Below are 19394 nucleotides of genomic sequence, written 5' to 3'. Positions count from 1 at the left end.
CCATGCGGAGCATGGTGGAGGGGCACCCTCGGCTTCTCCTGACCTCGCGTTGTGGGATTCACCGCCCGTGCCCCTCCACCACCCTGCGGGTGGTCCCCCTCCCCGTGCCGGGGAGGATTTCATGACCCTTCACCCCACGGTCTCCCGCGTCACCGACCGCATCATCGAGCGCTCGCGCAACAGCCGCCGGCGTTACCTCGAACTGATGGATGCCGAGGGCGAGCGGCATGCCGATCGCAACGTCGCCCTCCCCTGCTCAAACCTCGCGCACGGCTTTGCCGCGATGGAACAGGACAAGGCTTCGATAGCGACGCGGCGCGGCCCAAACATCGGCGTCATCACGGCCTACAACGACACGATCTCCGCCCATCAGCCCTACGGCGCCTATCCGCCGCTGATGAAGGTCTGGGCGCGTGAAGTCGGCGCGACGTGCCAGGTCGCGGGCGCCACTCCGGCGATGTGCGATGGCGTGACGCAAGGCACCGACGGCATGGAGCTGTCGCTGTTCAGCCGCGACGTGATCGCGCTATCCGCCACGGTCGGCCTCAGCCACGCGATGTACGACAGCGTCGCCATGCTGGGCATTTGCGACAAGATCGTGCCCGGCCTGCTGATCGGCGGCTTGCGCTTCGGCTGGCTGCCGACGGTGTTCATCCCCTCCGGCCCAATGCCGAGCGGGATAGCAAACAAGGAAAAGCAGCGCGTCCGCCAGCTCTATGCCGAAGGCAAGGCGAGCCGCGCGGAACTGCTCGATAGCGAGGCCAAGTCCTACCACTCACCCGGCACTTGCACCTTCTACGGCACGGCCAACTCCAACCAGATGATGATGGAGCTGATGGGCCTGCACTTGCCTGGGGCCGCCTTCGTCAATCCCGGCACGCCCCTGCGCCAGGCCCTGACCCGCGCCGCGGTCCATCGGCTGGCGGAGATCGCTCGGAGCGGGAACGACTACCGGCCGCTGTCGCGCTGCGTCGATGAAAAGGCCGTGGTCAACGCCGCGGTCGGCCTGCTGGCGACCGGCGGCTCGACCAACCACGCGATCCACATCCCTGCCTTCGCCAGGGCGGCCGGCGTGATCATCGACTGGAACGATCTCGACGAGCTCAGCCAGGCGGTGCCGCTGCTGGCACGCGTCTATCCGAATGGCGCTGGCGACGTGAACCACTTCCACGCCGCGGGCGGCATCGGCTTCGTGATCCGCGAACTGCTCGACGCGGGCCTCGCCCATCGCGACATCATGACGGTCGGCGGCGATGATCTCGGCGCCTATGCCCAGGAACCGTGGCTTGACGGCGAACAGCTCGCCTGGCGCGATGCCGGTCCGTCGGGCGATGAAGAGATGCTCCGCCCCGTCACGAACCCGTTCATGCCCGATGGCGGCATGCGCTTGGTCGAGGGCAATCTAGGCAGGGCCACGTTCAAGACCAGCGCTGTCGATCCGGACCGCTGGACGATCGAGGCGCCCTGCCGGATCTTCGAACGGCAGGAAGATGTCGCCCACGCCTTCGCTGCCGGAGAGCTCGACCGGGATGTCGTGGTCGTCATGCGCTTTCAGGGTCCGCGCGCCAACGGCATGCCCGAACTGCACAAGCTGACCCCGGTGCTCGGTGTCCTGCAGGATCGCGGTTATCGCGTGGCGCTGGTCACCGATGGGCGCATGTCGGGCGCCAGCGGCAAAGTCCCCGCGGCGATCCACGTCAGCCCGGAGGCGCTAGGTGGTGGGCCGCTGGCTTATCTGCAGGACGGCGACGTGGTTCGCCTCTGCGCCAATCGCGGAGAAATTTCGACCTTGGCCGATCTCGTCGGGCGCGAACCGGCGGTCATGCGCGAGGTTGAATTGGGAACGGCGCGCGAATTGTACGCCATGTTCCGGCTGGGGGCCGATGAAGCTGAAAAGGGCGGCAGCGCCATGCTTGCTTTGGGGGGTTTGTGAGGGAAATTGTCGCGCTCGATGTGGGCGGCACGCACGCACGGTTTGCTTTGGCCACCATCGCCGACGACGGGGCGATCTCGGTTGGCGAGCCGGTCACGCTGAAGACTGGCGACTACGCCAGCTTGCAGACCGCCTGGGAGGAATTCGAACGGCGATCCGGGACAACGTTGCCTCGGGCCGCCGCGATCGCCATTGCCGCGCCGATCGTCGGTGACACGATCCGGATGACCAACAACAGCTGGATCTTCCACACCCACGGGCTGGTCGATCAACTCGGCATCGACGCCGTGACCCTGATCAACGACTTCGGCGCCGTCGCCCATGCCGTGGCGAGTGTGCCCGAGGATCAACTCGTCCATATCACCGGCCCCGAAGGTCCCCTGCCGACGAGCGGGACCATCAGCGTGATCGGCCCCGGCACCGGCCTCGGCGTGGCGCACTTCTTCCGTTATCCCGGCGGCTATCATGTGCAGTCGACCGAAGGCGGCCACATGGAGTTCGCCTCGCTCGACTCGATCGACGACCGCATTCTCGCCAAGCTGCGCGCCCAGCACCAGCGGGTCTCGACCGAACGGGTCCATTCGGGTCCGGGGATCATGGAAATCTACCGCTGCCTCGCCGACCTCGAAGGCCGCGCCCCCGACCTGACCGACAACACGGCGGTCTGGCAGAAGGGCATTGCCCGCGAAGACAGCCTGGCCGCCGCCGCGGTCGACAGGTTCTGCTCGTCGCTCGGCAGCGTCACAGGGGACTACGCCCTGGCGCAGGGAGCGAGCGCCGTCGTCCTCGCGGGCGGTCTCGGGTTGCGGCTTCGCGAATTGCTGCCAACATCGGGCTTCGGCGAACGATTCCGCTTCAAGGGCCGATATACGCAAATGATGTCGGGCATTCCCGTGAAGCTTATCATCCACCCCCAGCCGGGCCTCTACGGCGCGGTCGCAGCGTTTTTGACGGAGCATCCCTGATGAGTTCGATCGGCCAGATCATGCGGACATCGCCGGTTATCCCGGTGCTGGTGATCGAAGAGGGCACTGACGCGCGTGGTTTGGCCGAAGCACTGGTGGCAGGCGGGCTGCGGGTGCTCGAAGTGACACTGCGCACTCCGGCCGGGCTCCAGGCGATCCGCGATATGAAACAGGTTCCCGGCGCCATCGTCGGGGCCGGCACGGTCACCAATCTGCAAGAGCTCGACGACGCGATAGAGGCCGGCTCGGAATTCATCGTCTCGCCCGGCCTGACCGACCGCTTGGCCAGCGCCGCGATCGAGCGGCAAGTGCCGTTCCTGCCCGGCATCGCGTCGGCCAGCGATATCATGCGCGGGCTCGATCACGGGCTCGACCATTTCAAGTTCTTCCCCGCCACGGCTGCCGGCGGAACCCCTGCCCTGAAGGCGCTGTCCGCTCCGTTCTCCCAGTGCAGCTTCTGCCCGACGGGCGGGATCACGCTCGAGACCGCGCCGGACTGGTTGGCGATCAAACCGGTCCTCTGCGTCGGCGGAAGCTGGATCGTGAAACCGGGGGCCAGCTTCGAACAGATCGAGGCACTGGCCCGGCAAGCGGCGGCGCTGTCACGATGAAGACGGTCGGTGAGCTAACCGAGCGGATCCAGACGCTCCATCTGCGCACCGAAGAGACACCTCTCTTCAATCCGGTCTTCCAGCTCTCGCTCGACCTGTCGCGCCTGCTCGAAAGCGGCGAACTGACTCTCGACGACTGCGACCGCCTGATTGCCGAGCTTGAATGCGACGCTCTCAAGAGCCGGGCCGAGCGCCTGCACCGCCTGGTCGCGCCGGCGAGCTTTGAGGCCAATGCCGAGGAGTTGGCAGCAGCGCTTCGGTCCGAAGACTTCGCCACGTTCCGCAACCGCTGGGAGCGGCCGCAACTCCACGCCGTATTCACCGCGCACCCGACGTTCCTGCTGAGCCCCGCGCAATCGGCCGCAGTCGCTCAAGCGGCGAGCGTCGACGAACCGGTCGATTCCGCGGTCTGCGCGGTCCCGGCCGCGCGCCCGGAGATCACCCTCGCCTACGAACACGAACAGGCGATGCGCGCGATCGCTCACGCGCAGGACGCCCGCGATCGGATCGTCGCGCAACTGTTGACCCACGCTCAGCAGCACTGGCCCGACGACTGGGCCGCCTTCGCTCCGCTGCCCTTCAGGTTCGCCAGCTGGGTCGGCTATGACATGGACGGCCGCACCGACATCGGCTGGGCGCAGTCGATCGGTTTCCGCCTGGCCGAGAAGGCTGAGCGACTGGCCCGCTATGTTGTGTCACTCGCTGCGATCGATCCGGCGCACGTCCTCCTCGGCGAACTGCGTCCGGCAGCAGGCTATGCCGCTGACCGTGCGAAGGACTTTGCCGCCGACTTGTCCGACCCAGCGGCGCTTTCCGTCGCCGCCAACCGCCTGACCGCCAACGATCCGCGCAAGCTCCTGTCCCTTGTACGTTACATCGAGGCGCTCGAAGCCGAAGCACGGAGCGCCGAGGCGGAAAGGGCGATTGCTCTCAAGACCCTCGCCGCCGCGATGCGCGCCGATGGTCTCGGCATGGGTTGGATCCACTTCCGGGTGAATGCCAAGCAGCTTCACAACGGGATCCGCCGCCGGCTCGACCCGGAAGGCACGCTGGACCTTTCGAGCAAGGGCGCGGTTGTCCACCTGCGACGCGCGATCTCGGAGGCCAAGCCGCTGCGGTCCAACTTCGCCGCGCTCGCGATCGAGAGCTCGACCGCGATCCGGCAGTTCCTGGCGATGGCGCAAATCCTCCAGCACATCGATGCCGACGCGCCGATCCGCATGCTGATCGCGGAGTGCGAAGAGCCGGCCACGCTGCTCGCCGGGCTCTATTTTGCACGCCTGTTCGGCATCGCCGACAAGGTCGACTTGTCACCCCTGTTCGAAACCGAAACTGCGCTCGAACATGGCGGTCGTTTTCTCGACTCTCTGCTCGCAGAGGAGGAGTTCCGCACCTACGCCCGGGCGCGCGGGCGGGTCTCGATCCAGACCGGCTTTTCGGATGCAGGTCGCTTCGTCGGCCAGATCCCGGCGAGCCTTGCCATCGAACGTCTCCAGGGCCGGCTGGCCCAGGCGATGGAGGCCAACGGTCTCGGCGACATAGCCGCGCTTGTGTTCAACACCCACGGCGAGAGCATGGGCCGCGGCGCCCACCCGGATTCGTTTGCCGACCGGCTCGATTGGCCGCTCAGCCCCTGGGCGCGCCGTCGGTTTGTGCGCGCGGGAATCCGGCTTGAGCCCGAGGTGAGCTTCCAGGGCGGCGACGGCTACCTGCTGTTCTCCACGCCCGAGCTGGCTCTCGCAACGCTCACTCGGATCGCGGAGCTGTGTCCGGCAGAAACCGACGCCGACGCCCCGCCCGATCCGTTCTATCGCCGCATCGATATCAGCCTCGATTTCTACCGCGCGATCCGCGACCATCAGCATTCGCATCTCGAAAGCCGGACCTATTCGCGCGCCGTGACGGCGTTCGGCCTCGGCCTGCTCAACCCGACCGGTAGCCGCGTCTCGCGCCGCCAGTCGGACTTGTCGGCCGACCGCGAGATGAGCCTGCGGCAGATCCGCGCGATCCCGCACAACGCGATCCTGCAGCAGCTCGGCTATCCCGTGAACGTGATCGCCGGGGTCGGCAGCGCCGCGGACGGCAACTACGAAGAGATCGCCGCCCTGCTCACCTCAAGCGAGCGCGGCATGCAGCTAATCCGCCTGGTCCGGGCCGCCAACGCGCTCGCCAGCGTGAAAACGGTCGCGGCGTTCGGCGAACTGTTCAACTCGGCTTACTGGGCCAGCCGCCCCTATCGTGGAACCGAGAGCCACCTCTCCGAACCCTGCCAGGCCTTGGCGGAATACCTGATCAAGGACGACCGCGCCGGAGTGTTTCGTCGCCTAGCCTCTCGCCTCAGGGTCGATGCGCTCAAGCTTCACCGGCTGCTGGCGATGATGCCGGAAGGCGAAAGCCGCTCGCAGCACGAGTCGGTCCGCCGCGCGATCGGCGTGTGCCAGGCCCTGCGCCTGGCGCTGTTCCAGCACATGTTCATCCGCGCGGTCTCGGTCCCCGCGTTCAGCCGCGCCAACGACGTGTCGCGCGACGACGTGCTGGAGATGGTCTTCACCCTGCGCATCGACGAGGCTCTGGCCCAGTTGCGCCGGGCGTTCCCGACCAGCTTCCCCAAAATCGGCGACTTCGAACTGGCCGAACCGACCGATTATCCAGAAGGCGCGGACGAAGGTTACGAGGGACTGCGCAGGGCTTTCATCGACCCGATCGACCGCGCCTATGCCCTGTCGCTGCGCATCACCACTGCCATCGCCAACCACTTCGGCGCGCACGGCTAAAACCGCTTCGCGCGTTAACCATTGGCACCCTTGCGTCTCGCTGCGGGACGCCTCGTTTTCGGTGCTAGCCGTTAACCATAATTGTCGCCAATATGAGCGGCATGAGCGAGGCGATTAAGTGGATCGGTGGAACGACCGTGGTGGCCGTAGTGCTGCTGGGCTCGGCCATTATCGCCGGCAATACGCTCGAAGCGCGGAACAGCGCGCCGACCGTCGAAGCAGTGAAGCCCGCGCAAGTCGCACTCGCCACGCCTGCTGCCAAGCCGAGCCCGCGCCCCTTCGCCATCCGGCGCGTCCTGCCGATCGAAGGTCCGATCAAGTACGGCGAGTGGCACTGGAACGAAGAAGGCGCCCCCGCTGAAGGCCCGATCGTGATGACGGTCGATCTCGAAGCGCGGGTCATCTCGGTGTTCCGCGACGGCTATGAGATCGGCGCGGCGGCGGTCCTGCTCGGCACGGACGAGCATCCGACTCCGGTCGGGGTGTTTCCGATCCTGAGCAAGGAGCGGCACAACGTTTCCGAAGAGTACGGCAACGCGCCGATGCCCTGGACCATGCGCCTGACCAACGATGGCGTGGCGATCCACGGTGGGTCCACTGTCGAACTCGGATGGGCCAGTCACGGCTGCATCGGCGCCCCGGACCCATTCGTTTCGCGACTGTTCGACGTGGCCAGCAAGGGCGACGTGGTGATCATCACGCGCGGCAAGAAGGCCGAAGTGGGGACGCCGCTCGCCTAACGCCTGGCGCCGCGTGGGGGCTCGGGTCGGAAGACCCACTGACCGCGCTCGACGGTCACTAGGACACCTGCGAGGTTGCCGCTGCCGCCAGCTTCCAACCGCTCGATGAGCCGAGCGAGATCGCTTCCTCTGGCCTGCCCGCCGAGAACGCCGATTGCCCGTCCCGCCACTCGCAGGACGATTGCGCGCGGCGCGTCCGTGCGGAGATAACGAAGCTCATCCGGGCTCTCCGCAACCCGCTCTGACCATTCTCTCTCGGTTGCCCAGGCCAAAGCCTCATCGGCGTCAGCCAGGTTAGTGGCCGAGCGCGCAAGCGACGGCACGTCGAGCCAGTCGACCCCCGCAAGAGCCTTGCGCAGGCGGACGCGATCGTACTTGTCGTCGAGGTTGCTGGGATCCTGAGCGGCGGCGGGAGCGGCACACTCGATGACTTCCCCAAGCTCTTGGCGCCGGAACTCCAGCAGTGGCCGGATCAGCGGGATCGCACTTCCCGGCATCGCCCCGCTCTCTCGCACGCCTGCAAGGCCGGGTACGCCGCTGCCTCGGTTGAGCCGCATAAGCAGCGTCTCGGCCTGATCGTCCGCATGGTGGGCTGTGGCGATCGCAGAGAGGCCGCGACGATCGGCCCAGTCGGCGAGCGCCCGGTAGCGTGCCTCACGGGCTGCCGCCTGGACGTTTCCGCCGTCGACAGTCACCCGCAGCACCTCGCACGGGATGCCCCGCTCCGCGCAGAGCAGCGCCACCATCGCGCACTCGTCGGCAGCTTCGGGTCGCAGGCCGTGATCTACAGAGGCTACTTCGAACCGGCCTGGAACGGCGGCCTGCGCGAGTAACAGCATCGCCAAGCTGTCGGGCCCACCGGAAACCGCCAGGCCCAACCGTTCGTCACCGGGCCACAATCGCCCCAGCGTAACCGAGAAGCGCTCGATCAGCGCTTCCGGGATGGCGTCAGCTGCAGGAGACCTTGCTCTTGGTGCGGTCATACTGCTCCTTCAGCCGGCCCGTCGCGAGCGCCGGGTAGCTGTCGCTGAACTCAGCGAGCGCGATGCAGGCGCGGTTCTTGTCATTAATCGCGATCATTGAATCGGCGAGGAACAACAGGCTGTCGCCCGCACGCGCGCCCTGCTTGTCGGACTGGTAGTTCTCGAAAAAGTGCGTTGCCGCTTCGCGCGGCTGGCCATTGTCGAGGTAGGCACGACCGAGCAGGTTGCGGCCGAAGCTGATGCGGGCGTGACGCGGATACTTCTCCACGTAGAGCGCCAGCTGCTGCTGCGCTTCGGGGAAGAACCCGGCTTCCCACAGGCGATAGCCGTAGTTGTATTCGTCCTCTGCGGCGTCGGCAGTCGCAGGCTTGGTGATCGCGCGGACGGCTGCCAGGCGGCCTGCCGACGGGCCGTTGCGATTGGCGCTGGTGGCGGGCGCAGGCGTCGGAGTGGGTGTGTTCGTGCGCGTGGCGCTGCCGGTCGGAAGGTTCCCTGTCCGCCCGGTCGTCGTCGCTGCCGGCGTCGGCGTCGGGGTCGGCGCTCCAGCGCGCGGAGGTGTTGTTGCGGGAGCGGAAGTTCCGGGGCGTGGGCCAGCGCCTTGCGCGGCCGAGGTGGAGGGACTTAGCGCCGTCTGCACCGGTAGCTCCGCCGACGATGCCTGCACTGCCTTGAGGTCGGCCTCCAGCTTCGCCAGGTGGTTAGCGTTTTCCTCGCTGCGGGCGGTCAGCCGCGCCAACTGGGCTTCGAGCGAGTCGAGCCGCTGCAGCACATCGGTCAACGCGCTGCCCGAAGGTGTGGTGTTGGCGCCGGGCCGCGCTGGCTGAGGCGTCGTGGTGTCGACTTCTGGCGCGAAATAGCGCCCGTCACCGCCCGGGAATACGGCCCGCTGCAGAGCCTTCAATTCGGATTCGATTTTGCGCATCCGCGCATCGTCCTGCGCCGCGGCAGGAACCGGCAGCAACGCCGCCGTGCTCATGCCTGCCAAAAGCAGAGCGGTGATCGTCTTGCGGGTGGCGCCGAAACGGCTCCTCGTAACTTGCATTTGTTCCCTCTCGTCGCGTTTCATCGCGGTCATGCGGAATGGAAGTCGAACCGCGGCTGAACTGCCTCCGCGGTCATTGTGCCAATGCGGGATTCGGTTGTCGAGGCGAACGCCCGGCTAGGCTGTGGGCGACGGCGATGGCGCGGGAGCCGGAAGCCCACCTGTCGGAGCAACGGTAGGAGCCGGCGTCGCACCAGGAGCAGGCGCTGCCTGGGCGCGAGCCAGAAGCGCTTCTGCGCTGACCGGCACGTTCTTCATGACCTGATCGTCCTCCGCCAGCTTGGGCACTGCCCTGCCGCCGACCGTTATCGCCAGCGCATCCGGCCGCCCGGTCCACAGCTGCGGGCCCTCTGCGTCTGGGGGAACTGCGTAAGTCTCGCCCTTCGCCATCAGCTTCTGCATGAGCTGCGTATCCGACGCGTCGGAGAACCGCACCCAGATGCCATCTTCAAGCGCCGTGAACACCACCGGGCCTGCCACGGGCGCAACCAGTGCGGGCGTCGTCGCTGCCGCGCGCTGGCTTGCAGCAGCTGCTTCGCGTTCGGCCTGTTCCTGATCGACCAGCGACGGCAATTCGGCGGCCGGAGCAAAGAACGTACGCGCGGCGAAGAACAGACCGGCCAGCACCAGCACGACGGCCAGGATCGAAACCCAGGTGAGCGAGCGCGAAGGCACCCTGGCGGGATCCCCCGGTTCGAAGGTCGTCGGCCGAGGCCGCTGCCGCGGCTCCTGCGCGTCGAGCTCGGCCCGCACCATTTCGACCACGTCTTCTTCGTTGAGGCCGACGAGCTTGGCGTAGTTGCGCGAGAAGCCCACGGCGTAAGTCCGCGCAGGCAAAGCGGCGAAATCACCCACCTCGATCTTTTCGAGATGTCGCAGCGGAATTCGCGTCTCGGCGGCGACTTCCTTAAGAGTCAGCCCAAGCTTCTCGCGGGCGGCACGCAATTGCGCACCGACGCCATCGGTTGCCGGCTGCACTGCTGCCTCGTCTGGGATTTCGTCTGCCATTCTACTCCAGCTCTACGCTGGTCCTTGCGAACCTGAAATCGACAGAGAGAAGGCCGCGCGCCGCAAGTCAAGGCGCGTTCGCTCTTGGTCCTCTTATTCGACCTCGATTTCGCGCTCTTCGGCCCATTTTTGCAGCGCCACGCGCATATCCGGGGGCGGATTGGCGAGCCAGCCGGTCATGGCCTCCCCAATCTCGTTCATGTCGACCTTGCGGACGAGTTCCTTGATCGGACCCACCGCCGCAGGGGTGATCGAAAGGCGCCGCAGGCCGACGCCAAGCAAGGCCAGCGCCTCCAGCCGCCTTCCACCCATTTCGCCGCACACGCCCAGCTGAACCGGATGGCCGATCGTGCCCAACACGACCCGCCGCAAGAAACGCAGGATGGCCGGGCTTACCCAGTCATAACGCTCCGCCAGCTTCGGGTTGGCGCGATCGGCGGCGAACAGGAACTGCGTAAGGTCGTTCGTCCCGATCGAGATGAACGACACGCGCGGCACCAGCACGTCGAGCATCTCGGCGAGCGAGGGTACTTCGAGCATGACGCCATAACGGATCGCTTCGGGCAGCGTCTTGCGGCACTGCCGCAGGAACGCGACCTGGCTTTCGAACACCGCGCGCGCCGCCTCGAACTCCCACGGTTCCGAGACCATCGGGAACATCACGTTGAGACAGCGGCCGGCAGCGGCTTCGATCAGCGACCGCGCCTGGACCTTGAGCAGCCCTTCACGTTCCAACGCCAGGCGTAGAGCCCGCCAGCCCATGGCCGGGTTCTCGTCCTCGCGACTGCTTTCGCTGCGCAGGTACGGCAGAGACTTGTCGCCACCGATATCGACGGTGCGGAAGATCACCGGCTTGTCGCCCGCGGCTTCGAGAACGTCGCGATAGAGGCGCGTCTGTCGATCGCGCTGAGGCAGCGCGGCGGAAACCAGGAACTGGAACTCGGTGCGGAACAGCCCGATGCCATCGGCGCCGGTCAGGCTCAGCATCGGAATATCGTCGCGCAGGCCCGCGTTCATCATGACCTCGATGCGGGTGCCATCGCGAGTGAACGGCTCGACATCGCGCATCGCGGCGTACGTCGCCTGCTTCTCCCGGTTGCGGGCAAAGCGAGTCTCGAATGCGTCGAGTACCTGCTGCGCCGGCCGGATAGCGAGTTGCCCGGCATCCCCGTCGAGCAGGAGAAGATCGCCGTCGCGGATCAGGCCCCGCGCGTTGCGCACGCGGCCGAGCACGGGAATACCCATGGCCCGAGCCACGATCACCACGTGCGCTGTGAGCGAGCCTTCCTCGAGCACCACGCCCTTCAGGCGGCGCTTGTCGTATTCGAGCAGCTCGGCCGGACCCAGGTTCTTGGCGATGAGAATCGAATCGCCGTGCAAGCCCGCAGTCGCCGCGGTGCCGAGTTGCCCGGACACGATCCTGAGCAACCTGTTTGCGAGGTCTTCCAGGTCGTGCATCCGATCCTGCAGCAACGGGTCCTGGATTTCGCGCATGCGCATCCGAGTGCGCTGCTGGACGCGCTCGATCGCCGCCTCGGCCGTCAGTCCGGAATCGATCGCCTCGTTGATGCGCCGGCTCCAGCCTTCGTCGTAGGCGAACATCTTGTAGGTCTCGAGCACTTGCTCGTGCTCGCCGTCGACGCCGAACTCGGCTTGGCCGGCCATCTGCTCGATCTGTTCGCGCATCTTGTCGAACGCGAGATAGACCCGCTGACGCTCGGCCTCGGTATCTTCGGCCACGGTCTGTTCGATGTTGATGCGCGGCTGGTGAAACACGGCGTGGCCCGAGGCTAGACCCTTCACCAGTTGCAGGCCGCTCAGCACCTCCTGCCCGGAATGGGCGGCCTCGGCGGCGGTAGAGCCTTCCTCGTCGGCAAGGCCGGCATTGTGGATCAGCTCCGCCAGCACCATGGCCACGGTCTGCAGGGCTTCGACCTCAACTTCCTCGTATCGGCGAGGCTCGACATGCTGGACCGTTAGAACGCCGATCGAGCGTTCGCGCCGCACGATCGGCACGCCGGCGAAAGAGTGGAACTTCTCTTCGCCCGTTTCCGGCACGTACTGGAACTCAGGGTGCGTGGCTGCTTCCGCGAGGTTCAACGTCTCGATGTTCTGGGCGATGGTCCCCGTCAGCCCCTCGCCAATGCCGAGGCGCGTGACGTGCACCGCACTCTGGTTCAGGCCTCGCGTGGCGAAAAGCTCGAGCATGCCTTCGCGCAGGAGGTAGATCGAGCACACTTCGCTATCGAGCGTCTCGCCGATGATCTCGACAACTTGGTTGAGCTTCCCCTGCGCGTGACTGCGCGAGGCCATCACATCGTGAAGCTGATTGAGGATCGAGCGAGCGGCTGCGGTGGCGGACATGCCTATCGGTTAACGCATTGCCGCGAGTTTGAAAATGCGGGCGACGGTCAGGACAAAGTTGTTTTGCCCGAGTCCGTCACCCGCGCAGAGCTGTCGTCAGCTAAACGCCATCTCTTCCTTTACCTTGAGCTTTTGCTTCTTGAGCGTTTGGATCATCGAACTGTCGGGTGAAGGCCGGCTCATCTCTTCGCGCAACCGGCGGTCCAGCCCTTCGTGTTTCGCTTGAAGGGCTGTGACGTGCGAGGATTCCATTCGCGTTCTCCTTTGCCTTTGGGGAGCAAAGCTCCCGACGGGACAAGACCCGGAGCAGCGACTCACTTCTAGGCGGCGAGCCGCGCGATTGTCATCAAAACACAGAAGCCTTAAGTCTTCAAACCCTGGCTGCGATGAGCCGGTCAAACAAATCGATATTACGCTTTGAGGGGATGATCCGGTCGTGACCGAAGAGGAAATGCGGAAGCGGCTGGCGGGGCTTCGAATCGAACATCGCGATCTTGATGCGGCGATTGCCGCACTGACCGCGGCAAACACCCAGGATCAGCTGCAAATCGCACGACTGAAGAAGCGCAAGCTACGGCTGAAGGACCAGATCTCGATCATCGAAGACTACCTGACGCCCGACATCATCGCCTGATTCCGTCGCCCGCCGATCGTGCCTTCGCGGGACATGACGCCCAAACCGCGGAAAAGGCGCAGCTGGGAACTGGCGCAGCTAACTGATGTTAGAGTAACATTCGCACGCCGATGGCAGACACTGCAGATCTCAACCCGACGATCGTCGACGCGCTCTACGGCGAAGCGCTAGCGCTGGCCGACAGGGCCCGCGACACTTTCGACCTGTCCGGCAGGATCACCACGGTAAGCGAAGACGAGGATCTCGCGCGCATTGCGTTGTCGTGTGAGGCTCTCCGGACCACCACCCGGATGATGCACGCTATCGCCTGGCTCCTGAACCAGCGCGCGCATTTCGCGGGCGAGCTTTCGGCAATCCAGCTGCAACGTCACGGCCACCTTCCGCCCTCGCAGGCAGAGCCCGACCCGGATCAGCTGGCCTTGCTCTCTCCTTCGGTAAACGAGCTGATAGAGCGCAGCCGCCGGTTCTATGCTCGCATCCAACGGCTCGACGATGCCTCGCGGGGCCAGTTCGAAGGGCATCCGACGACGGTCCACGATCTTCGCGATCGCCTGGGCAAGGCCGTCAACGTACTCTGAGCGCCGCGGCGCTCGACTTCACGGCAGGCGCGCGCCAAGGCGGTAATATGGCGATGCCCCCCAGACCCTGGCCCACCGGGCAATGCGAACAGCTCGAGCCGCTGGTACGCCGCGTGCTTGCGCCCAATGGCTCTCCGTTCACTTACACCGGGACCCAAACCTATCTCGTCGGCGACAGCGGTGGTGTCGCGGTCATCGATCCGGGACCGGACGTGCCCGAACACCTCGCAGCACTCGAAGCCGCGATCGGCGACGCCGAGGTGCTCGCGATCTGCTGCACCCATACCCACCGTGACCATTCGCCTGCCGCCGCGCCGCTCGCCGCCAGCCGGAGGGCTCCCATCATCGGCTGCGCGCCGCTCGTCCTGGAAAGCGACGAGCCGCGGGCCGACGTCCCTTTCGACACCGACTATCGCCCGGACCGGGTTCTCGCAGACTGCGAAAGCCTGTCCGGACCCGACTGGACCCTCACCGCCGTCGCCACGCCCGGTCACACTTCCAACCACCTGTGTTTCGCGCTCGAAGAAACCAAGGCGCTGTTTACCGGAGACCATGTCATGGGCTGGTCGACCACGGTCGTCGCTCCACCCGACGGCGACATGGCCGACTATTTGACCAGCCTCGATCGCCTCTACGGACGACACGATCGGATCTACTACCCGGCGCACGGCCCGGCCGTGACGCGGCCCCGCCAGCTTGTGCGCGGGATGCTCGGCCATCGGCGCCAGCGCGAACGGCAGATCCTGCGGCTGCTGCAACAGGGGCCCAAGGAAATAGCCGAACTGGTGCCAGTGATGTACAAAGGCGTGGACACGAGATTGTGGCCCGCCGCCGGTCAATCGGTCCGCGCGCACCTGCTCGATCTGGAACAGCGGGGCAGCGTTGCGCGTTCGGGAGAGAGATGGACAGTCAGCACCTGATCAAGCGCGAGACATCGAGCGACCGGATGCAGCACGGACTGCATCGGGATAAGCCGCTCGCCCGGATTCAGGCTGTGCCCTGGCTGCTGTTCATCCTCGCGCTGGCGGGTGCACTGTGGTTCGCCTGGCTCGCCTACGGACCGAGGAACCTCGGCGATCCGATCGCGACCAGCCTGGTAGCGTTCGAACGGCAGAACCGGCTGACGGTGTTCTCGGCCCAACTATCCCCGGTCGTGGCAAGCCGGGACAGCCGCCTGTTCGGCACGATCCAGAGCCGTCAGGTCGCGGTCATCCCGGCCCGTGTCGACTACACGCTCGACCTGTCCAAGATGGGCCGCGACCGGATGCGCTGGAATGCCGAGACCAAGACGATGGATGTCCAACTCCCCGCGCTCACGGTCGGCCGCCCCAACCTCGACGAGGGTCGCGCGCAATACCTTCGCGAGGGGCTGTGGATCAGCCGCGACGCGCAGGACAACCTCACCCGCCAGAACACCCGCCTCGCCGAACAGCAAGCGATGGAGCAGGCGGCAAACCCGGTCCTAATGGGCCTCGCCCGCTCGGCCGCGAAGGACGCAATCCGCCAGAACCTCGCCATCCCGCTCGAAGTGGCAGGCTATGGCGAGGTGACCGTCAATGTCCGCTTCGACGGAGAGGCGCTACCGGCCCGCTGATAGTTGCCCGCAAGGTATTGCGCTGATATTCCTCCCACCGGGTCGCCGGACGGGGAGTTCGGTCGATGGCTAGTGTTCCCTTTGCACGCGGTGCGGAGCGTGGCGAAGCGCGGTTCTTCTTCATCATGGCCTGCCTCATGGTGGCCACCATCCTTGCCGGCTTCTCGCTCAATTTCCTGCTCGGTCGTTCGAGCCTGTCCTCGCCTCTGGTAGTTCACGCCCACGGCGTGGTGATGCTGACCTGGCTCGGCCTGTACCTGCTGCAGAACACGCTGATCTTCGGCGGCAACATCGCTCTCCACCGCCGCGTCGGGTGGCTCGCAGCGGCCTGGGTTCCGCTCGTTGTCGCCATGGGCCTGCTGGTGATGCGCCATTCGATGCAGTCGCGTGGAGGCCCGCCGTTCTTCGACCAGAACCAGTTCCTGATAAGCAATCCGCTGCAGTTGTTCGGATTTGCCGGCCTGACCGCCTGGGCCATATCCCTGCGGCGCAATACCAGCTGGCACCGACGGCTGATGTTCTGCGGCATGGCGCTGCTGTGCGGACCAGGCATTGGCCGGCTGCTGCCGATGCCATTGTTCATCCCCTTCGCCTGGTACACCTCGATCTTCGTCCCCCTCGTCCTGTTCGTCGGAGCGGGCATCATCGCCGACATCCTGCGCTACGGACGCGTCCATCCAGCGTGGTTCTGGGGCATCGGCGTTTCGGTCGTTCTGCAAGTCATTGCCGACCTCATCGCCTACAGTCCGGCGGGCTACTCCATCACCGAATGGTACCTGGCCGGAACGCCAGGCGCCGAACGGCCCATGGCGGCGTTCGCAACTCCTTGAACACGCTATTGCCGCGGCCGGCCTCGGTGCCTATTTCGGCCGCATCATGAGCATCCAGACCAAGCTCCCGACCGGCGCCGACTTGCGCGCCGAAATCGAACGCCTCCGCAAGGAGCGCAACGCCGTAATCCTGGCGCATTACTACCAGCGGCCCGAGTTGCAGGACCTCGCCGATTTCGTCGGCGACTCGCTCGAGCTGAGCCGCAAGGCGGCCGACACCGATGCAGACGTGATCGCGTTCTGCGGGGTCAAGTTCATGGCCGACACCGCCAAGATCCTCAGCCCCGACAAGATCGTGGTCCTGCCCGACATGGAAGCCGGCTGCAGCCTTGAAGACTCGTGCCCGCCGGAGAAGTTCAAAGCCTTCCGCGAGGCGCACCCCGATCATATCGCGCTGACCTACATCAACTGCTCGACCGAGGTGAAAGCCCTGAGCGACGTGATCGTCACCAGCTCCAGCGCGGAAACGATCATCAGCCAGATCCCCAAGGAGCAGAAGATCATCTTCGGCCCCGACCGGCACCTGGGCGGTTATCTCAACCGCAAGTTCGGCCGCGACATGCTGCTGTGGCCCGGCGTGTGCATCGTGCACGAGGCATTCAGCGAGCGCGAACTGCTCAAGCTGAAGGAACAGTACCCGGATGCGCCGATCGCAGCGCACCCCGAATGCCCGCCGCACATCATCGACCATGCCGACTACGTCGGCTCGACCAGTGGCATCCTCGGCTATGCCAAGACGATGACGGCAGACACGCTGATCGTTGCCACCGAACCGCACATCATCCACCAGATGGAGAAGGCGATACCCGACAAGACCTTCGTCGGCGCGCCGGGGGCGGACGGCAACTGCAACTGCAACATCTGCCCGTACATGGCGCTCAACACGATGGAGAAGCTCTACATCGCCCTGCGCGACCTGCAGCCGCGCATCGAGATCGAGGAAGGGCTGCGCCTGGCGGCGAAGAAGAGCCTCGACCGGATGTTGGGCATGGCGAGCGGAACAATTGGGCTCGGCGATCTGGGGCGGATCGACTAGCCCCCTCGTCGGTCCCTTAGACCGCTCCGGTCTTGCGCGGCGCGGTTTCCTTCAGGAACAGCGCCACTACGAACCCCACGATCAGACTGGCGATCGTGAACGTAAACACGTGTTCGATACCGCTTGAACCCGCGATCCGACCGGCAATGATCGGCGCTACCCCGCCGCCAAATACCTCGCCCGCGCCAATGACCAGACCAGCCACCGAGGCCACCATACCGATGGGTGCTGCCTCCGCAGCGACCGGCCCGGCCAGGATGGCCAGCGCGGAAAAGTTGAACAGCGCCGCGAAGAACAGCAGCCAGAACAGGGTGCTCAAGCTGTCCGCTCCGACCTGGGTGAAGAGATAGGTGAACACCGCCGCCAGCAGGTACGACAGCAGCGTCGCCAGCTTGCGGCCGATGAAGTCCGAAATGGTGGGCATGGCAAATTGGCCGATGCAACCCCCGAAGCCGATGGCCGAGACGACCACGCCCATGTCCTGCAGCGAGAGATGCAGATAGTCGGTCAGGTAGTTGGGCATCATCGCCCCCATCACGAATACCCCGCCCATGGCGCAGACCAGGGTGAGCATCGCCAGCGGCACGTTGCGATGTCCGAACAGGTCGGCGAAGCCCGGGCGCGCCACCGGCGTACTTCCTGCCGGTGGCAGCGCCGGTTCGCGAACCAGGAAGAACATCGCCGCGGCCATCAGCAGGCCCGGGAGGCCGACCAGCAGGAACACGGTGCGCCAGTCGGTCACCAGCAGCATCTGGGTGGCGATGATCGGGCCGATGGCGTTGCCGAACAGCGAAATCATGCATTGAAAGATGCCGTTGTTCATACCGCGCCGCTTGGGGTGAGAGGCTTCGACCGCTACGGCGACACCGATCGAGGCGACCGGCCCTTCGGCCAGCCCCATCACGGCGCGGATCAGCAGCAGGCTCACGAGACCACCAACCATGCCCGAGAACGTCGACATCAACGAGAACACGATCACCGCCGGAATCAGCACCTTGCGGCGCCCCACTCGGTCCGACAGGAAGCCCATGGCAAAGGCCGATATGCCCCAGAACACGGCGAGGATTCCGACCAGGTTGCCAAGGTCCTGATAAGTGAGACCGAGTTCGTCCATGAAGGCCGGAAACAGGACCGGCAGGATGAAGCGGTCCAGACCGACCAGACCAAAGGTCAGGCTGAGGACCAGGATGATCTTCCACTCGTAGCTGGTGTCCCAGCTCTTGGCTGTGATGTCGTGCATGTTCCCCCCCCCCCCGATTTCGACTTGGCTATTGCCAATGCCAGGGTTCGAATTCCTCGATCCCGACTTCTCCCTTAGACGGCAGTTCTATCAGTGGGTTCGGGCTGCGTCGATTCCCCAGCCACTTTCGCCATCACCAGTGCCGATCCCACCAGCGCCACGCCCAGGAAATCGAGCGGTGTCAGCACCTCACCGAAGCTGACCCATCCCGCGAAGGCCGCGACCACCGGCTGGCACAGCAAGGCGATGCCGATCACCAGCGGCGAGAAGTGGCGCAGCGAATAGACCAGCAGCCCTTGCCCGATCAGCTGGCTGGAGATGAACAGTCCGATCAGCGGCCACCAGTTAGTCGGCCAGACCGGCTCACCCAAAGCCAGTGCGATTGCCAGCAGCACTGGCGCGCTGGCACAGCATGACCAGGTCAGAAGGCTCCAACTTCCGAGCCCTTTGCGCGCGCTCTGCAGGATCAGCAGGTACCCCGCGTAGAGGATACCGGCGAGCAGGCAGAACAGGTCCCCCAGCAAGGTCTGCGGTGAAATCTCGAACGAGCGGCCCATCAGGATCGCCGCGCCTCCAAGCGCTGCGCCCAGCGCGAGCCATTCACGGCCCGCCGGCAGGCGTCGCCAGGCGATGAAGCCCCAGACCATCAGGATCAGGCTGCCTGCATTACCGAACAGAGCCGCGTTGGCGAGGCGGGTGAAGCCGATGCCGATGTGCCAGCTCGCTATGTCGAGGCCGAACAGCACGCCGCCGGCAAGCACCAGCAGCATGGTCTTGCGCGGAATGCCGGTAAGGGGCTGCCTGTTGAGCCGCGCGAACAGGGCCAGGAACGGCAGCGCCAGGAACACGCGCCAGAAACCCGCCGAGACCGGTCCACTATCCGCCAGGCGCACGAACCAAGGACCCATCGCCAGCGCCGCGTTGCCCAGCAGCAGCGCGGCAAGCGGCAGCCAGGGCGTGCGATGATGGGGGACGGCGGTAGCTTCCATCGGCGCCCGTCTAGCGCGGCCTGCCGGCTTGGCTATAGATAACCTGCACAGTGGGCATTCAAAGGACGCTACG

The 19394-nt window shown here is 65.6% G+C and carries 18 protein-coding genes; 11 read left to right on the top strand and 7 right to left on the bottom strand.

Translation table 11 applies throughout. The annotated features are described in order from the left end of the window. Window positions 1-121 precede the first annotated feature (121 nt). The 5 genes from edd (at window position 122) to ASD76_RS00380 (ending at window position 7023) form a co-directional block, all read left to right on the top strand. Window positions 122-1933 carry a phosphogluconate dehydratase gene (edd, locus tag ASD76_RS00400; protein WP_055916903.1) on the top strand — a complete coding sequence of 604 codons (1812 nt, stop codon included), beginning with the start codon at window positions 122-124 and terminating at the stop codon, window positions 1931-1933. Beyond that, entirely contained in the window at window positions 1930-2898 is a 969-nt protein-coding gene (locus ASD76_RS00395; protein ID WP_055916900.1) for a glucokinase, read from the top strand. Before edd ends, ASD76_RS00395 begins: the two co-directional genes overlap by 4 nt. Next, window positions 2898-3509, top strand: a complete 612-nt coding sequence (gene eda, locus ASD76_RS00390; RefSeq protein WP_055916897.1) for a bifunctional 4-hydroxy-2-oxoglutarate aldolase/2-dehydro-3-deoxy-phosphogluconate aldolase — start codon at window positions 2898-2900, stop codon at window positions 3507-3509. The genes ASD76_RS00395 and eda overlap by 1 nt, the downstream gene beginning before the upstream one ends. Then, complete coding sequence (locus tag ASD76_RS00385; RefSeq protein ID WP_055916893.1) at window positions 3506-6283, top strand: phosphoenolpyruvate carboxylase; 2778 nt, start codon at window positions 3506-3508, stop codon at window positions 6281-6283. The genes eda and ASD76_RS00385 overlap by 4 nt, the downstream gene beginning before the upstream one ends. A 101-nt stretch (window positions 6284-6384) precedes the next feature. Continuing rightward, window positions 6385-7023 (top strand): L,D-transpeptidase family protein, encoded by a 639-nt coding sequence (locus tag ASD76_RS00380; RefSeq protein ID WP_055922720.1) that lies wholly within the window; start codon window positions 6385-6387, stop codon window positions 7021-7023. On the opposite strand, the gene tilS is transcribed toward ASD76_RS00380, so the two are convergent. From tilS to ASD76_RS17770, 5 genes are all read right to left on the bottom strand, one after another. Continuing rightward, window positions 7020-8006, bottom strand: coding sequence for a tRNA lysidine(34) synthetase TilS (gene tilS, locus ASD76_RS00375; protein WP_055916891.1), 987 nt, complete (start codon window positions 8004-8006; stop codon window positions 7020-7022). The two genes, ASD76_RS00380 and tilS, sit on opposite strands and share 4 nt — an antisense overlap. Beyond that, on the bottom strand, window positions 7972-9048 hold the full coding sequence (locus tag ASD76_RS00370; RefSeq protein WP_055922718.1) for a tetratricopeptide repeat protein: 1077 nt from the start codon (window positions 9046-9048) through the stop codon (window positions 7972-7974). The genes tilS and ASD76_RS00370 overlap by 35 nt, the downstream gene beginning before the upstream one ends. Before the next feature lie 117 nt (window positions 9049-9165). Next, complete coding sequence (locus ASD76_RS00365) at window positions 9166-10056, bottom strand: helix-turn-helix domain-containing protein (protein WP_055916890.1); 891 nt, start codon at window positions 10054-10056, stop codon at window positions 9166-9168. Window positions 10057-10149: 93 nt separating this feature from the next. After that, a complete protein-coding gene (ptsP, locus tag ASD76_RS00360) occupies window positions 10150-12420 on the bottom strand; it encodes a phosphoenolpyruvate--protein phosphotransferase (protein WP_055916887.1) in 2271 nt (756 codons plus the stop codon). Between the two features lie 96 nt (window positions 12421-12516). After that, on the bottom strand, window positions 12517-12672 hold the full coding sequence (locus ASD76_RS17770) for a YdcH family protein (RefSeq protein ID WP_082553525.1): 156 nt from the start codon (window positions 12670-12672) through the stop codon (window positions 12517-12519). Window positions 12673-12856: 184 nt separating this feature from the next. Here ASD76_RS17770 and ASD76_RS00355 point away from each other — a divergent pair, with 184 nt between their 5' ends. The 6 genes from ASD76_RS00355 (at window position 12857) to nadA (ending at window position 17092) form a co-directional block, all read left to right on the top strand. Then, window positions 12857-13054 (top strand): YdcH family protein, encoded by a 198-nt coding sequence (locus ASD76_RS00355; protein ID WP_055916884.1) that lies wholly within the window; start codon window positions 12857-12859, stop codon window positions 13052-13054. A 110-nt stretch (window positions 13055-13164) separates the two neighbouring features. Then, the gene (locus tag ASD76_RS00350) at window positions 13165-13632 is read left to right on the top strand and encodes a DUF1465 family protein (RefSeq protein WP_055916881.1); all 468 of its coding nucleotides are present in this window, start codon (window positions 13165-13167) and stop codon (window positions 13630-13632) included. A gap of 53 nt (window positions 13633-13685) precedes the next feature. Continuing rightward, complete coding sequence (locus ASD76_RS00345; RefSeq protein ID WP_414826683.1) at window positions 13686-14552, top strand: MBL fold metallo-hydrolase; 867 nt, start codon at window positions 13686-13688, stop codon at window positions 14550-14552. Beyond that, the gene (locus ASD76_RS00340) at window positions 14534-15226 is read left to right on the top strand and encodes a DUF4230 domain-containing protein (protein ID WP_082553524.1); all 693 of its coding nucleotides are present in this window, start codon (window positions 14534-14536) and stop codon (window positions 15224-15226) included. Before ASD76_RS00345 ends, ASD76_RS00340 begins: the two co-directional genes overlap by 19 nt. A 65-nt stretch (window positions 15227-15291) precedes the next feature. Next, window positions 15292-16056 (top strand): hypothetical protein, encoded by a 765-nt coding sequence (locus ASD76_RS00335; protein WP_235506436.1) that lies wholly within the window; start codon window positions 15292-15294, stop codon window positions 16054-16056. 46 nt (window positions 16057-16102) lie between these two features. Beyond that, the gene (gene nadA / locus ASD76_RS00330) at window positions 16103-17092 is read left to right on the top strand and encodes a quinolinate synthase NadA (RefSeq protein ID WP_055916877.1); all 990 of its coding nucleotides are present in this window, start codon (window positions 16103-16105) and stop codon (window positions 17090-17092) included. A gap of 16 nt (window positions 17093-17108) precedes the next feature. Here nadA and ASD76_RS00325 read toward each other — a convergent pair whose 3' ends face one another. Together ASD76_RS00325 and ASD76_RS00320 are read right to left on the bottom strand one after the other, a co-directional pair. Then, window positions 17109-18332 carry an MFS transporter gene (locus ASD76_RS00325; RefSeq protein WP_200943027.1) on the bottom strand — a complete coding sequence of 408 codons (1224 nt, stop codon included), beginning with the start codon at window positions 18330-18332 and terminating at the stop codon, window positions 17109-17111. Between the two features lie 74 nt (window positions 18333-18406). Beyond that, window positions 18407-19321, bottom strand: coding sequence for a DMT family transporter (locus ASD76_RS00320; protein ID WP_055916874.1), 915 nt, complete (start codon window positions 19319-19321; stop codon window positions 18407-18409). Window positions 19322-19394: the final 73 nt, after the last annotated feature.

This window comes from Altererythrobacter sp. Root672 (assembly GCF_001427865.1).
In the GTDB taxonomy this organism is placed as follows: domain Bacteria; phylum Pseudomonadota; class Alphaproteobacteria; order Sphingomonadales; family Sphingomonadaceae; genus Croceibacterium_A.
The sequence above is the reverse complement of the archived record's forward strand: the minus strand, read 5'-3'. Positions and strand labels throughout refer to the sequence as shown.